Raw genomic sequence first — 16,620 nt, forward strand, 5'->3', positions numbered from 1 at the left:
GCGAACCAGCTCTGCGGAGTCAAAGGCCACCGTTCAGTCGGCGGCATGCGCACCTCCATATACAACGCAATGCCCATGGAAGGCGTAGAGCGTCTTGCAGACTTCATGGAGAAATTCAAAAAAGCAAACGCATAAAGCACAGAAACCGCATGGCACAAGGCCATGCGGTTTTTTTGCGCATATTTTTGCTTTCACTTTCTGCGCATTGCATTTAAAATACAAAGAAATTCATTTCAAATGAAAAAACTTCTTTCATTCAATCTTCAAATATGCTATAATGCGTTTTGTGAAAGACAATACTTACATATTAAATTAATGTAAAGGACTGATAACATTGCATATTCGTCACCGTAAGCTGCTGAACATCGTAAACGAAAAGAAACGCGTTGCCGTTACCGAGCTCGCACAGGGGCTTGATGTATCAGAGGTTACAATAAGAAAAGACCTCAGCACACTGGAACACATGGGGCTTCTCCGCAGGGAGCATGGCTATGCGGCCATGGCGCAGAGTGACGACATAGCAAATCATCTTTCCTTCAACTACGAAACGAAGCACCGCATTGCAATGCGCGCTGCCGATACAGTACATAACGGTGAAACAGTAATGATTGAGTCCGGTTCCTGCTGCACGCTGCTCGCGGAAGAGCTCGCCATGAACCGCCGCGACGTCACAATCATCACGAACTCGGCATTCATTGCCTCCTTCGTCCGCAAATCCCCCAGCGCTCACATCATTCTGCTGGGCGGCGAATACCAGAACGAATCCCAGGTAATGATCGGGCCTATGATCCGCAAATGCGTCAGCGATTTCTATGTGGATAAATTCTTCATCGGTATCGACGGCTTCAACGAAAACGGCTTCATGAGCAACAACCTCATGCGCGCTGAAGCAATCCGTACAATGTCGAAAAAGGCAAAGCATATCGTCATTCTCACGGAATCGGTCAAATTCACCCAGACGGGTGTTGTTTCCCTGTTCCCGTTCGAAGCGGTAGACTCTGTGTTCACCGACGACGGCATCACCGCCGAGGCAGCACAAATGCTTCACGCGGGAGATACACACGTATATACCGTAACATCAAGCAACGAATAACATGTACAAACAAAAATAATCCGGACGAATCGTCCGGATTATTTTTTATGCTTATTCAATACATATGCGTTGCTTTATATTCCTGAAAATCAAAGGGCTTTGAAATGTCGAACTTAGCTTCGAACATTCTGTTCCAGGGGAAAGTAACCTCAAGGTACTGCAGTCCTTCAAAGGGAGGAAGATTTTCTTCCGCAAAACGCTTCATGAAATTCGTCGTTCTTGCCTCAGCTGCTCTTTTCCTGTCGCCGAGCGTAGAATACGTGCCGCTTGCGCGCAGCCAGCCAAGCTGCCGTGCTACTGTTCCGCGGACATTGGCCTGATATGCCCAGTCATCAAGATAGCGTGTCATAAGCAGCTTGTCACATGCCTCGTCCGACATCTTCGATGCCAGCATGCCCTGTCCAAGCACAAAGCCCGTACTGTTGGTCGGCGTATTCCAGCCGGAATATGCACGGAGTTTGAACAGAAGCTCATGGTCTTTGAGCATTTCCATCAAAGCATTGTCCGCCCCGTTGGCATATGCAATATCAGCAACACAGGTCGGTTTTCCTGTAGCTATGCTTTCCTGAACAAGCTCAACGAAATATTTTGTGCCGTCACGCGGCGTGCCGTTATTTGCACGGTCATTTGCCTCATAGGTCTGACCGTTTGGATTCGTATTTACCAGCAGATTAAAATCCGCATTTTTATCCGAGCTCATAAGGAGTCCGCCGGCAGCCGTTATATGTGCCTTTATGGTATCCGAAATCTTCTCGTCGGAATATTTCGGTACCGTGTTTCCTCCGCGGCCCCAGTTGTATTTAACATAAACGAACGGAACTGTTCTCGTCCAGTCATTGTAAGCACGGGTGAACATGAGCAGCGCAAACTCGTCGATTCCTGCCATTGCCTGGAACTTCGACACCCCGAGGTCAGCACCCTCCGCCGCCAGCTTGCGGCTTTCCATATGTGTCTGCGAATACGGAGCGTTGTCATCACGTCCGAGTGCCAGGTAATCAAAGAGGCCTTCACGTCTGAGCTGAATCAGCTTCTTATTTGCCTCAAAATTTTTATTACGGCGGGTCAGCCAATCATCAATGGCATCCTTCGGAATAAGCTTGCCAAGGAATTCAAATTCCTTTTTCTCACGGTTAGTCAGCCCTTCCGTTTCCATTTTATCCGTCAGAGAAGTATACCGGAAAATGTCGCTGCCATAGCTTGCATAGTAGCTTGGCTCAACTCCGCTGGATTCCTCTGAAGAACGCGGAGTACGCATTATTGATCCGAACACATAAATCTTAAGATTCGGATTTTTTGCCTTAAAGTCATGGAACCGGTCAATACGCGCGTCAATCACACGCTGCGGATAATCATGTTTTCTGGAGCCTACAAGGCTTCCGTACAAAAGTGTATCGGAGGACAGCACGGCAATGTTTGCCGACTGTGCCTGATCATCAAGCCAATCCCATACATCATCAGGATTTCCCGGTCTTTCACGGTTTCCGAGAAGTTCATCAGGTGTCGTCACAATATCCCAGCCGACGGCCTTCATGGTTTCCTCAGTCTGCTCGTCGGAAATCGGTCTGTTGTCATGCGGCACGAAAATTACTCTCGGCTTGTCCGGATGCGGTACCTTCTTTGCCATAGCCACAGGCATAGCGCACATCAGGACAAACAGTGCTGTTAAAAGCGCTGTTATCGGCTTCATTCATCCTCACCGGTTTTCTTTGCTTCACGAATATCCTGCCAAAGATTTCTTGCACGTTCGAAAAGCTTAGGTTCTGTTTCGCGGAGTGTCTGGTCGCTCATAAGACGGCTGAGGTACTGCGTCGCCTGTTCGATATCTCCGCTTATGTAGTAAATCGCGCCCGTAAGGTAGATTGCCATGTAATCCGACATCTGCCCGATAGGATAGCGCTCAGTCATGACGGAACGGTCATAGAGCTCACCGGCCTTGCGGAGGAAATCAATTCCTTCCTCAGGCTTGCCCGAGGTACGGTACAGCCAAGCCAGCTTGAGATAGAGACCTGCGATATGAGCCAGAGACTCATCAATCAGCTCCGAATAGAAAATCGCAAGCTTATAGGAAGCTACTGCTTCCGGCAGACCGCGGGTTTCTTCAAATTTAAAGCCCACCTTGCGGTTTGCAAGAAAATCCTTAATCTTGCTCTTGTGCAGTGCCGGAATTACGCCGGTAAAGGTTTTCTCATCTGCAGCAAAACCGCAGTGCTCACAAACCCAAACCGTATAGTAATACGGATTAAAATCCTGATAATACGTGCAGAAATCCGGATCACTCTTCTCCGCGATAAGACGGGAGCGTACCTTTATAACACGTGTCTTCTCCCCGCAGATGGGGCAGACCTTTTCCACAACATACGTGTTGCCTGTTGCCATAATTTCAACTCCTTCAAAAACTGCATATTGAATTACAGAGTACAATTAATAGGATAACATAAACTAAAACGAAAATAAAGCGAACCTATCTTCCCAGAGCTCTCCCCTTTCGTCCTGCCTTTTCGGCCAATCTGCGAAGACTTTCGGCTCTTTCACGGGTAAGCGCATCCGGTTTCATTCGCCACCTCCAGTTTCCTTTCGCAATACCGGGACGGTTCATACGGTCATCTTCCCCAAGCCCCAGAATATCCTGCACAGGAATCACAGCAAGACGTGCCCGGGACATGTAGGCCTCTTCGATAAGCGCCTCAGCCACGTTCTCTGCCGTACATTCTGCCGGAAGTCCAAGATACTCACAGACCCTCGGGCGGTTCCACATATTCAGGTCATTTGCGAACCAACCCGCTGCAGTATTGTTATCGTGCGTTCCTGTGTAAACCACACAGTTTTCCTCTTCCGTGCTTCCTGCGCGCGGCGTTCCGTTATCCGTGACAGCAAACTCCAGCACCTGCATCCCCGGCAGTCCTTCTCCACGGCGCAGCTCATCAACCTCGTCTGCCTGTACTCCCAAATCCTCAGCTATAAGCTTTATGTCCCCCAGAGCTTCCTTCACCGCAGCGAAGAACGAATGTCCCGGACCCTTAACCCACCGGCCTTCCTTCGCGCTTTTTGCGTCAGCGTCAATCTCCCAGTAGGATGCAAGCCCTCTGAAATGGTCTATGCGCAGAGCATCTGCAATTGCCGCCAGATGTCCAAGCCGTGAAATCCACCAGGAAAAACCATCCTTTTCCATAGCCTTCCAATCATACTGCGGATTACCCCAAAGCTGACCATCCTCACTGAAATAATCCGGAGGTACACCTGCCACCTTTGCGGGATTTCCTCTTTCATCAAGGGCAAACAGTTCCTGATGCGCCCATACATCCGCGCTGTCATGGGCAACAAAAAGCGGAACGTCTCCGATTATCTGAATCCCTCTCTTTTTCGCATAGCAGTGCAGCCGATGCCACTGGCAGGCGAATACATACTGGGTAAAGCGGATGTACTCACATTCGTCCTGCAGCCTTTCCGCCGCTGCCTTCAATGCTTCAGGCTCACGTTTTGCCAAAGACGGCTCCCATTCAGTCCAGGGCACGCCCTTTTCCCTGCGCAGCGCCATGTAAAGAGCGTAATCATCAAGCCAGCAGGCCTCCTTTTTGCAGAAGCCCGCATAGCCTGTAGGCACTCCCTTACGGAACCGTGTCCACGCCCTGTGCAGAAGCTCTTCTTTATATTCCGTCACAGTGTCAAAATCTACATGCTCGTCCTCGTCAAAAACTTTTACGAAATCCTCTCTTATGAGAAGTCCTTCCTCCATAAGCTCATCAGGCGAAATAAGAAGAGGATTCCCCGCAAATGCCGACGTGGAGGAATAAGGCGAGCCTCCCTCCCCCGAAGGAACCAGGGGAAGCATCTGCCATACACTCTGCCCCGATGCCGCAAGCCAGTCTATAAAACGGTGCGCCTGCGGTCCGATATCTCCTATGCCGTGGGGCGAAGGGAATGATGTAGGGTGCATAAGCACGCCCGCAAGTCTCCTGTACTTTCTCTCATCAGGCCGTGCCTGCAGTACGGCCCCGCTCAGAGGCGCAAGAGTTATGCCAAGCTTTCCTCCCCTGACGGGAATCTTATCTTCTTTGATTTTTCCCGCGCACATAACAGGCTCAAAGACCATGTCATCTGCCGCGAAATCCCCTACAGATATTGAAATCTCATGCTCTATTTCCGCGCTTCGGTTCAGCACGGTAACAAAGACTCCGTTATCTGCAGCCTCTCCAAACACATCTGCTCCATAACGCACAGTGCGTGCGAAAGCGTATATATCTCCGACGCTTGAAAGCTGAATAAATTCTCCCGTCTGCAGCGCCGCATTTTTGCAGCGGAGCTTCACAGCCTCCGCTGCAAACTCACGCAGCTCTCTGTCCCCGTTCTCCCAGTCATAAGGTCCGCGGTTGAAAGGGTCCTTTCCTCCCTGCAGACCGATTTCATCTCCGTAATATATGGACGGCACTCCCGGGAATGTCATCTGCCAGAGCATTGCAAGGCGTGCCCGCTTCTGTCCCTGCACCAGCTTTTCCTTCGGCAGCCTGTAGATGCCCTGTTCATACTGTGTCTTTTCATGAAGGTCAGGCATGCCGCCCAGCACAGAAAGAAGACGCGGTGTGTCGTGGCTGCCCAGAAGGTTCATAAGCGAATAAAAATTATGCTTCGGATAATTTTCCGCAAGGCTCGTAACAATCTTCGCCGCGTGTCCGCCATCGATTTCACCCAGCAGAAAAGAAATTATCGCGTCACGCAGCGGATAGTTCATAACTCCGTCTGCCTCGTGGCCGCAGAGATATGTCCGCAGCTTTCCGTAGCTCACCTTGTGGGAAGCATCCTCCCACACCTCTCCTATGAGAACAGCCTCAGGGTCAGTCTTTTTGAGCTCTTTGTAAAAAGCCTGCGAAAATGCCTCCGGCAGTTCATCCAGAACATCAAGGCGCCAGCCGCTTATTCCCGCATTATGCCAATGGTGCAGCACGCTGTCCTCCGAGCGGATTATAAAATCCATATACGACGGTGTCGTTTCTTTTACCGCCGGCAGAACTCCAACGCCCCACCAGCTTGTATATTTTTTCGGATAATCCTGGAAATCATACCATTCGTAATAAGGAGATTTCTTGGACTCGAATGCTCCTGGTCCTTCGTACGTCCCGAACATGTTAAAGTATCTGCTGTCGGCGCCCGTATGGCTGAATACCCCGTCCAATATCACCCGTATTCCCATACGCTTCGCGTCCTTGCAGAGCAGGGCAAAATCCTCGTTTGTCCCCAGCATCGGGTCAATTTTCATGTAGTCGCCTGTGTCATAACGGTGACTGCTCTGAGCCTCAAATACAGGATTCAGATAAAGCACTGTTATACCCAGATCTTTAAGATATGGCAGCTTTTCCCGTATGCCTGCCAGATTCCCTCCGAAGAAATCGTAGGCAAGAATATCTCCGTTCGTGTCGCGGTAATACTGCGGCGTATCGTTCCACATTGTGTGAAGCACCGCACCGCGCTTTGAAGGAACGGGGACCCCCTCCTTCCTAAAAAAACGGTCGGGAAATATCTGATACATCACGGACTTTCTGAACCACGAAGGAGTGTCAGCCCCCCTGTCATATACCGTAATCTGAAAAGAAGGAAGCTCATCCTCCGACCAGTCTCCCATGCCGCCAAGCTCATCTTTATCCTGCCCGCAGATAAAGCGTCGTCCGTCCAGCTCCAGCTCGAAGCGGTACCAGACCAGCGTGCCCTCCTCCGGCATTGACAAAAAGGACGAAAGCCAGATACTTTCGCCCTCTTTTTCTTCTCTGAGCGCAAGGCGCTGTTCTCCCGCGCCGTCACGCCAGATTCTCAGCTCTCCCGATGCCTCGGAGACACCTTCCACACGCACAGCAAGACGCACATGGCTCCCCGCCTCAACCGCACCCAGCGGATTGCGGAACGCCGCGTTTCTGGAATCATGCTCAACCTTCATGGCAAAGCCCCTTATAAACTCTCAGATATTCCTCAGCCGACCTCTTCCAGCCATAATCAGCCGCCATAGCATTGCGCGCCAGCACGCTCCATGCCGTCATGTCCTTATAAAGGCTCAGCGCGCGTTTTATCGTAAAGAGCAGCTCATGAGCATTATAGTTCGGGAAAACAAAGCCGTTGCCCTCACAGGTCAGCTTGTCGTATGTCTGTACCGTATCCTTCAGCCCTCCGGTAGCCCGCACAATCGGGACGGACCCGTAGCGCATGGCAATAAGCTGTCCGATACCGCATGGCTCATACTTGGAGGGCATGAGGAATATATCCGACGCCGCATAAATACGCTGCGCCAGCTCAGACGCAAAGGAAAGATTCACAGATACCTTATCCGGATGGCGCCATGCAAGCTCACGGAACCATGCCTCATATACAGCATCTCCCACGCCCAGCAGTACAAACTGCATATTTTCCTGGGACAGAAGCTCGTCGATTATACGCATGACCAGGTCGAGTCCTTTGGCCTCCACCAGACGCGTTACCATTGCGATAAGCGGTGCGCGCCGGTTTTCCGGAAGTCCCAGCTGATGCTGCAGCGCCACCTTGTTCTCGATTTTCATGCGAAGCTCCTTGGCGTTGTATGGATAGACAAGGCGGCGGTCCGTCTGCGGGTCAAAGCTGTCGTTGTCTATGCCGTTAACAATACCCATGAGCTTTCCCGCTTCCGCACGGGATCTCAGCAGCTCATGCAGGCCTTCACCGAAATATTCATACTGGATTTCCTCGGCGTATGTACGACTTACGGTAGTAACCATATCCGCGTAGACAATACCGCCCTTCATAAAGTTCACGGCATCGTAATACTCAAGGTCCCCGTTATTGAAATATTTCCAGTCAAGGCCGAGCACATCAGGCATTATCCCCTTGTCGAACACACCCTGGTATTTAAGATTATGGATTGTGAAGACACTTCGTACGGACTCATAACGGCCGTCGCCCATATGCTCGAGTCTCAGCAGCACAGGCACAAGCGCCGCATGCCAGTCGTTGGAGTGAAGGATATCCGGGAAGAAATCCAGCACACCCATTGCCGTCAGCACACCGCGGGCAAAAAACGAGAAACGCTCCGCATCGTCAAATTCCCCGTAAAGTCTGTCTCTCCTGAAATAATCCTCATTATCGATAAAATACCATGTCACACCGTCCTCTTTGAGACAGTCGATGCCCAGAAACTTTCTGCGCCATGCAACGGGAATCTCCCCGCTCCAGAGGTGCTCCATTCTTTCACGGTATTCCTGCGGTATCTGATAGTATTTCGGAATAAACACACGTACATCGTGTCCCAAAGCAGCAAGCGCTTTAGGCAGTGCCCCCGCCACATCAGCAAGGCCGCCGGTCTTTACAAAAGGCACCGCTTCTGATGCCACAAAACCGATCTTCATTCCTGGTCCCTCCTATTGCAGGCGTGCGCTCTTCTTCAGATCAGCACGCGGTTTCTCTTTTTCCCTGCGAAGCTTCAGATATACCGTCGCCAGTGGCGGTAGCGTCAGCACCAGCGACTGCTCACGCTCCTGCCAAGGCACAGGCTCCGTTTCAAGCTCGCCTGTATTTCTCACGCCCGAGCCGCCCCAGCGTTCCTCGTCCGTGTTGAAAACCTCTTCGTAAAAACCCTCGCGCGGCGCTCCGATACGGTAACCGTGCCGCACCTCCGGAGTGAAATTACACACTGCAATGACAAAATCAGCGCCGTCTTTCGTTTTTCTGATGAAGGAAATGACGCTCTGATCCACGTCCTTGCAGTCAATCCACTCGAAGCCGCTCCAGTCGAAGTCCACCTGCCACATAGCAGGCTCCCTGACATAGAACTCATTCAGCGCCGCCGAGCAGTCCGACATCTTTTTATGCATATCGTATTGCTCAACCAGATGCCAGTCCAGGCTGTCGTCAAAATTCCACTCTATGAACTGCCCGAACTCGCCGCCCATGAACAGAAGCTTTTTCCCTGGGTGTGCCAGCCAATATCCGAAAAATCCGCGGAGTCCCGCAAATTTCTGCCAGTAATCGCCGGGCATCTTGCTTATGAGCGAGCATTTCCCGTGTACCACCTCATCATGGGAAAGCGGAAGAACGAAATTCTCCGAGAAAGCGTACATCAGCGAGAATGTCAGCTTGTTTTGCTCCCACTTGCGATATACAGGGTCCAGCTTCATATACTCAAGCACATCATTCATCCAGCCCATGTTCCACTTATAGTTAAATCCCATTCCTCCCTGATCAACAGGGTGGGATATAAGCGGCCAGTCAGTTGATTCCTCTGCCAGCATGAGCGCTCCAGGGTGCTCCTTGAATACCGCAATATTGAGCTTTTTGATGAACTCCATTGCCTCGAGATTTCCGGTTCCTCCGAACTTATTCGGAATCCACTCGCCTTCCTCCCGGCCGTAGTTCAGATAAAGCATATTCGCCACCGCGTCAATGCGGAGTCCGTCTATGTGATATTCCTCGAACCAGAACAGTGCGTTGGATATGAGGAAGCTCTGCACCTCCGTGCGCCCGTAATCAAAATTCGTCGTTCCCCAGCCCTTGTTCTCCGCGCGCTGCGGATTGTCCGATTCGTAAAGATTGGGGCCGTCAAAACGGCGCAGCCCCTCATCATTGTTGCAAAAATGGCCCGGCACCCAGTCCATTATGATGCCGATTCCCTTCTGATGGGCGCAGTCAACGAAATATTTGAAATCATCAGGGGTCCCGTAACGGCTGGTAACTGCAAAATACCCTGTAGCCTGATACCCCCAGGAACCGTCGTAGGGGTGCTCGCAGAGAGGCATAAGCTCTATATGCGTATAATGCATGCTGACAGCGTAATCTATGAGCTCTTCTGCCAGCTGACGATAGCTGAGATATCCGTTGTCCGGCGAGCGCCGCCATGAGCCCAGATGAACCTCATATGTCAGCATCGGCTTTTCATAGGATTTCCCCTCTGCAGCTTCCTTCATCCATTCTCCGTCATGCCATTCATAATCGGAAAACTCATACGTCCTCGATGCTGTTGCCGGCTTCATCTCCGCATAGAATCCATATGGGTCGGCCTTCATGATATGCGGTCCTCCCCATGGAGGCTCAATGGCATATTTATACACCGTTCCCTCCGGAAGCTCCGGCACAAAGCATGTCCATATCTCCCCGTCGCCTATGCGCTCCATAGGGTTCACCCGCGTGTCCCAGGAATTAAAATCTCCCACAACGCTGACATTAACCGCATGAGGAGCCCAGACCGCGAAACGCACACCGCGCACTCCGTCCCTGGTCACATAATGCGCGCCCAGCATCTCCTGCGCGTGATAGTTCGTGCCCTGATGAAAAAGATATCGATCATACTCCGCCAACTCCGCTGTCCTCATATTACCGTCCTTTCCATATTCAAAAGCGCCTTACTGCACGCTGTGAATCCCCCAGATATCCCTTGCGTATTCCTTGATGGTTCTGTCAGATGAAAATCTGCCCGACTGGGCAATATTTATAATCATGGATTTTCTCCATGCGTCCTCATTGCAGTAGCGTCTTGCCGCCTCCGCATGGGCAGCACGGTACGCGTCAAAATCCTTCAGTATGAAATACTCGTCGTTGTTCCTGAGGAGATAATCATACAGTGAATGGAAATCCCCATAGGTTCCGTCGGTCAGACGGTCCAGCACGCGGCGTACCGCCGGATTGCCGTTATACTCATCCCAGACAGAGTATCCGCCGTGAGCGTAGTATCCCATTACCTCGGAAGCGCGCATGCCGAATATGATAATATTGGCATCGCCGACGGCATCACGGATTTCGACATTTGCTCCGTCAAGTGTTCCCAGCGTGATAGCCCCGTTCATCATGAACTTCATGTTGCCTGTTCCCGAGGCTTCCTTGCTTGCAGTGGATATCTGCTCCGAAATATCCGCCGCGGGATAGACTGCCTCACCAAGGGAAACACCGAAATTCTCCATGAACACCACGGCCAGCTTTCCTGCCGCCGCAGGGTCTGCATTTATGCGCTTTGCCACGGCACAGATAAGGCGCACGGTTTCCTTTGCGATATAATATCCCGGTGCTGCCTTTCCGCCGAAGAAAACAGTGGTCGGAAGGAAATCCTCCGCCGCTCCTTCCTTTATGCGCTCATACGCATCCATTACATAAAGAATGTTCATGAGCTGGCGCTTGTAGGAGTGAATACGCTTGACCTGAATATCGAACATCGTATCCGCGTCGATTCTCTGGTCTGTCTTTTCACGAAGCCAGCGGGCCAGCATTTTCTTTCTTGTGTGCTTTATTTCCGCTAACCGCTTCTGTACCTCGGCATCGTCCGCATACCTTGCAAAATCCGCCATCCGGGCAGGTTCTGTACGCCATCTCGGCGTAATGGTCTCATCAAGAAGCCCCGCAAGCTCAGGATTTGCCCCGATAAGCCAGCGGCGGTGCGTGACACCGTTTGTCTTATTGTTGAACCTTTCAGGATGCAGCTCATAGAAGGGGTGAAGCGTTGTGGATTTCAAAATCTCCGAATGAATAGCCGCCACACCGTTTACACTGTGGCTTCCCACTACGGCAAGACGTGCCATGTGTACCTGCCCGTCCTGAATGATGGAAAGCGCATGAACCCGAGCCTCATCACCCGGGTAGCGTCTGCGGACCTCTTTAAGGAAACGCCGGTTTATCTCCTCAATAATGAGATAGATACGCGGCAGAAGAGGTTTGAACATGTCCACAGGCCACTTTTCGAGAGCCTCAGGCATAATGGTGTGATTCGTGTATGCCACCACCTTGCATGTAACCTTCCATGCCTCGTTCCATTCAAGCTCATGGACATCAACAAGAAGACGCATAAGCTCCGCTACCACGAGAGCAGGATGCGTGTCGTTTATGTGTATTGCCGCATGCTTATCCAGTTCGCGGAGCGAAACACCACTCCGAAGCTGATTCCTCAAGATTCCCTGCACTCCCGCGGAAACCATAAAATACTCCTGCACAAGGCGCAGGCGTCGTCCCTCATAAGAGCTGTCATCAGGATAGAGGAATTTCGTTATGCTCTCGACAAAACGCTGATACTCCTGGCGCTTCTCGCGTTCCTCCTGAGTCACTCCGTACAGGGTGAAATCCTTGTTCAGCTCCGCGTTCCAGAGGCGCAGAGTATTTACGGTCTTTCCGTTCGCCCCCACGATGGGCACATCATAAGGAACCGCCATGACCATAGTTCCGCCCTCATGCACCAGCTCCAGCCTGCCGTCAGGACGCGGACGCATCCATGCGTTTCCGCCGAAACGCACATTTACCGCCTTATCCGGCTTGCGGTATTCCCATACAAAGCCGTCGCGAAGCCAGCGGTCAGGCAGCTCTACCTGCAGACCGTCCACTATCTTCTGCTCAAAAAGGCCATACTGATAGCGTATACAGCAGCCGTGTCCCGGCATGCCCAGAGCAGCCAGCGAATCAATAAAGCACGCCGCAAGGCGCCCAAGGCCACCGTTGCCGAGTCCCGCGTCAGGCTCCTCCTCATAATACCGCGTAAGGGATATTCCGAGCCCCTTCAGTGCTTCCGCCAGCAGCTCCTTTACCCCGAGGTTTATCAGATTGCTGTTCAAAAGTCTTCCGAGCAGAAACTCGATGGAAAAATAATATACCTGTTTTGTTTTCTCTTCCGCGTAAAGACGGTTGGTGCGAATCCAGTTTTCCGAAAGAAGCTCCTTTACCGTCGCCGCAACCGTACGAAACATCTCATGAGGCGTCAGCTCGGAAAGCTCACGTCCCCAAAGGATATGACCTGTTGCAACGAATCTGCGGCGGAGGGCTTCAACCTCCCGCTCTCTTTCTTCCTTTGTCATTTCCATATTTCTGCTCCCCGCAAAATCATACACGCTTGTTCTTATCTATGTACACAGGGTAGGTTCTTGCACCCTGCAGCACCTTACCTGCCGTAATCACAACATTCTTATCGGTAATGACGCACTCGATATCTGCCCGCGAGCCTATGATGCCGTTCTGCATGACGATAGAATTCCGTATTACCGCTCCCGGCTCCACCTTGACCCCGCGGAACAGAATGCTGTTCTCCACCGTTCCCGCGATTTCGCAGCCGTTTGCCACTATACTGTTCTTCACCTTGGCCCCCTCAAGATACCTGACAGGAGCCATATCCTTTACCTTTGTGGAAATCGGCGCCCCTCCGCGAAGGAAAAGCTCCTCCCACACCTTATGATTCAGAAGGTCAAGGTTCGCATCATAATAGGCCTGAATTGAGCAGACCCTGCACGCGTATCCCTTCTGGTGATACGCATATATTCTGCAGCCCTTCGCCGCACGGAGAAGCACATCAACACGGAAATCCTTTCCGCCGTGCTCAACGGCCTGCCGCACAAGCTCAATGTAGAGCTGCTTTTTCATGAAATATATTCCCAGCGCCCGTTCCTCGCCCTTTTGGATATTCTGCTGAAGGCATATATCGGTGACATTGCCGTTTTTTGCCGCCTTGATTACTATGCCCGTGCTGGCATCGCTGCCCATGGCAGGGCTTGTAACAATGGTAATATCAGCGTCGTGCTTCAGATGCATCTCCATTACGGGAGTGAAATCCATGTTGTATACCGCCGAGGAATTTGCCATAAGAACAAATTCCTCCGAGCTGTTCTCGACAAAATCCAGATTCGAGTACATATTCTGCAGATCGCCGTCAGGCTCCCCCTTCAGCTTGCGTACCGAAGGAAGATAAAACAGTCCCTTATGATGGCGTGCCAGATCCCAGTCCTTGCCCGAACGGAGATGGTCAAGAATCGAACGTGAATTGGTCGGCAGAATCGCGCCTACATTTCGTATTCCCGAATTTACCATACAGGAAATCGGAAAATCAATGAGGCGATAGCGGCCGCCAAAGGGCAGGGATGCCAGCGGACGCTGGTCGGTAAGAGCGCTCAGAAGCTCCTCCTGCGCCTGCAGATTCACAAGTCCCATGACATTTTTCATCAAAAGCTGCCACCTCCCTCCGTAATTGTTCCATCGGCATGATATACCGTTTCATCACCCGTAACGCGTATCTTACCCTCTTCGCCCTTAAAGCTTGCTCCGGGCTCTATAAAGCTGCCCTGCCCCACAATGGCATGGTCAACCACTGCTCCCTTACCTACCCTTGCAAAGGGCATAAGGACAGAATTTGTTACTACTGCGCCGGAGTCAATATGTACTCCCGAAGACAGCACGGAATGCTCCACTCTTCCCAGCACAACAGAACCCTCATTTATCATTGAATGCTGCACCTTTGCCCTGGGGCCGAGATAATGCGGCGGCATGGAGTGATTTGCAGAGCGTATACGCCAGCGTCCGCCCAGGTCGATTGGCGGAACATCTGCCAGAAAATCCATATTTGCCTCCCAGAGGCTTTCAATGGTTCCTACGTCCTTCCAGTATCCGTCAAAAGCATACGCGTAAAGCTTCGCCTTGTCCTTCAGCATCTTCGGTATGACGTCCTTGCCGAAATCGTGGCTGGAGGTTCTTTTTCTTGCGTCGGCCTCAAGATATCTGCGAAGAAAATCTGTCGAAAAAAGATATATGCCCATGGAAGCGAGATTGCTTTTCGGATGCTTCGGTTTTTCCTCAAACTCGAGAATACGCCCCTTCTCATCCGTATTCATGATGCCGAAGCGCGGCGCTTCCTCATCAGGCACGCGGATAACGGCAATCGTAGCCTCCGCGCCCTTTTCCTTGTGGGCGCGTATCATCTGCGAATAATCCATGGAGTAAATGTGGTCTCCCGACAGCACCAGCACATACTCCGGGTCGGAGAACGAAATGAAATACAGATTCTGATAGATTGCATCGGCAGTCCCCTGATACCAGTCCGCGCCCTTGTCGCGCGCATAGGGCGGCAGAATGAAAAGGCCTCCGGCGCGTACATCAAGATCCCATGCGTCGCCGTTTCCGAGATAATTATGGAGCTCAAATGGACGGTACTGAGTCAGCACCCCCACACGTTCAATGCCCGAATGAGCGCAGTTGGACAACGGGAAATCAATAATCCTGTACTTTCCGCCAAAGGACACCGCAGGCTTGGCTACGCGCTTTGTCAGCGCCCCAAGACGGCTTCCCTGCCCTCCCGCAAGAATCATCGCAACACAAGTGGTCTTCACAAAATGTTCCCTCCTGTCTGTATACGGATATGAAAATCATCCTTCCAATATCGTCAATGGAAGGGAATAGCAAAAGCAAACCGGCATTACGTTTTATTCATGCAATACCGCCAACACTGCCCATTACGGCAAGAACCGAATCACAGCGTCACATAGTTAACTTCTACAGGAATCCTGTTTTTCCTGCATGAATTACAATTAAAATTTTCGATTAATTTTCCTAAAACAAAAGCAGCTCTCCGCAAAAGGAAAAATTCTTTCACGAAGAGCTGCATTGCATCTTCACATAAATGCCAATATGAACGAGCCGATTATCAGCGTCACTGAGAACGCGTGAACCACCTTCCCGATTGTTTCCCCGAATGCCCTTATTATGACGGGGTCAAGCATGAAGAGGACAAAGGCGCCGGTGAGGAATGCCAGCGGTATGTCGTTTATGAAAAAGATGCTGTAGCAGCATATGACTATGGCCATCACCATGCTGCTCATCTGCGCATGGGTGAGCCGCTGCTTTTTTCCGCGCTTCATCTCTTCCTCTTCGGGATATTTCCACCCTTTAGACCGCATACGCCCCCTCCTTCCCGCTGTCCGTTACCTGTGGCGTACTACCTCGAACCGCCACAGACGTACCTTCTCATCAGGCGATATATTTCCCTTCTGACGGGCAATGCTTACCTGCTCATCAACGGTATCCACCCCCGCAAGGTCAGGAAGCAGAAGGCTTCTCCGCCCGTTCTCAGCCTCGACAATAACGCCGTAGTGTTTTGGATCAAGGCCATCCATATCCGTCAGCTCCGGCTCTCCCAGAACATCAACACTGTATACGAGAGACTGAAGCTCGCTCTTTCTCACAGGTGAGAACCTGGGGTCCTCCGAGCATGCCGAGACCGCGTTGCGGAGAATCTCCGCTGCAATGCTGTCCTCACAGGGCAGAAATGTACCGATGCAGCCGCGCAGGCGCCCGTCCTTTTTAAGGGATACAAATACGCCTGCCTTCCTTTCGGTAAGCTCCTTCGGAAGACGGTCAGGGAATGCCGCCCTTTCCCCTGTCGTAACAAAGGTCTCAAGGCTGTACCGTGCCAGCTTCACATAAATATCCTCAGCCGCGCGGCGTTTTGCAAGGCGCTCCTTCTCCAGCGCCTCAAACCTTTCCCCGCAGTTTCGGCTTTCATCACGGGCCCCGACAGCAAAGTAAGCGACACCGTAGCCCACTCCGAAGGTTCCTTCGTATGAGAGAAGCTCCGCATCGACAGCTTTCCTGTCAAGTGCTCCTGCCATAATCCAAAATGAACGCAGGCCGCACTCCGCGGCACCCTCCGAAAGCTCCGAATCCATAGCAAGAAGCCTTGTAAAATCCGCGCTTCCCAGAGCTTCCGTACATTCCTTATCGAACACGGGGCCTTCCTCTGCAAAACCGTACGGTCCGTCTTCCTTCAGCTTGTGCGACAGGTCACCCGA

10 protein-coding genes and 2 pseudogenes are annotated in these 16,620 nt (G+C 51.6%); 2 read left to right on the forward strand and 10 right to left on the reverse strand.

What is annotated here, in order from left to right; translation table 11 throughout:
* Together ACY69O_RS04860 and ACY69O_RS04865 are read left to right on the forward strand one after the other, a co-directional pair.
* Positions 1-135: pseudogene (locus ACY69O_RS04860) on the forward strand (3-phosphoserine/phosphohydroxythreonine transaminase); the annotation flags it as partial.
* Positions 136-334: 199 nt separating this feature from the next.
* Entirely contained in the window at positions 335-1,093 is a 759-nt protein-coding gene (locus tag ACY69O_RS04865; protein WP_462332341.1) for a DeoR/GlpR family DNA-binding transcription regulator, read from the forward strand.
* A 55-nt stretch (positions 1,094-1,148) separates the two neighbouring features.
* Here ACY69O_RS04865 and ACY69O_RS04870 read toward each other — a convergent pair whose 3' ends face one another.
* The 10 genes and pseudogenes from ACY69O_RS04870 to amrA all read right to left on the reverse strand — a co-directional run.
* Entirely contained in the window at positions 1,149-2,780 is a 1,632-nt protein-coding gene (locus ACY69O_RS04870) for a DUF4127 family protein (protein ID WP_462332342.1), read from the reverse strand.
* On the reverse strand, positions 2,777-3,469 hold the full coding sequence (locus tag ACY69O_RS04875) for a DUF2225 domain-containing protein (RefSeq protein ID WP_462332343.1): 693 nt from the start codon (positions 3,467-3,469) through the stop codon (positions 2,777-2,779). Before ACY69O_RS04875 ends, ACY69O_RS04870 begins: the two co-directional genes overlap by 4 nt.
* Positions 3,470-3,554: 85 nt before the next feature.
* Positions 3,555-7,016: a 4-alpha-glucanotransferase gene (malQ, locus tag ACY69O_RS04880; protein ID WP_462332344.1), complete on the reverse strand. Its 3,462-nt coding sequence runs from the start codon at positions 7,014-7,016 to the stop codon at positions 3,555-3,557.
* Positions 7,006-8,451: a glycogen synthase GlgA gene (gene glgA / locus ACY69O_RS04885; RefSeq protein ID WP_462332345.1), complete on the reverse strand. Its 1,446-nt coding sequence runs from the start codon at positions 8,449-8,451 to the stop codon at positions 7,006-7,008. Before glgA ends, malQ begins: the two co-directional genes overlap by 11 nt.
* 60 nt (positions 8,452-8,511) lie before the next feature.
* Positions 8,512-10,410: pseudogene (gene glgB / locus ACY69O_RS04890) on the reverse strand (1,4-alpha-glucan branching protein GlgB); the annotation flags it as partial.
* A gap of 30 nt (positions 10,411-10,440) precedes the next feature.
* Positions 10,441-12,873: a glycogen/starch/alpha-glucan phosphorylase gene (locus ACY69O_RS04895; protein ID WP_462332346.1), complete on the reverse strand. Its 2,433-nt coding sequence runs from the start codon at positions 12,871-12,873 to the stop codon at positions 10,441-10,443.
* 19 nt (positions 12,874-12,892) lie between these two features.
* The gene (gene glgD, locus ACY69O_RS04900; RefSeq protein ID WP_462332350.1) at positions 12,893-14,002 is read right to left on the reverse strand and encodes a glucose-1-phosphate adenylyltransferase subunit GlgD; all 1,110 of its coding nucleotides are present in this window, start codon (positions 14,000-14,002) and stop codon (positions 12,893-12,895) included.
* Complete coding sequence (locus tag ACY69O_RS04905) at positions 14,002-15,162, reverse strand: glucose-1-phosphate adenylyltransferase (protein ID WP_462332347.1); 1,161 nt, start codon at positions 15,160-15,162, stop codon at positions 14,002-14,004. Before ACY69O_RS04905 ends, glgD begins: the two co-directional genes overlap by 1 nt.
* Before the next feature lie 282 nt (positions 15,163-15,444).
* A complete protein-coding gene (locus tag ACY69O_RS04910; protein ID WP_462332348.1) occupies positions 15,445-15,729 on the reverse strand; it encodes a hypothetical protein in 285 nt (94 codons plus the stop codon).
* Between the two features lie 24 nt (positions 15,730-15,753).
* A partial coding sequence (gene amrA / locus ACY69O_RS04915) for an AmmeMemoRadiSam system protein A (RefSeq protein ID WP_462332349.1) occupies positions 15,754-16,620 on the reverse strand: 867 nt, incomplete at its 5' end.

It is taken from the genome of Schwartzia sp. (in: firmicutes), from assembly GCF_978017985.1.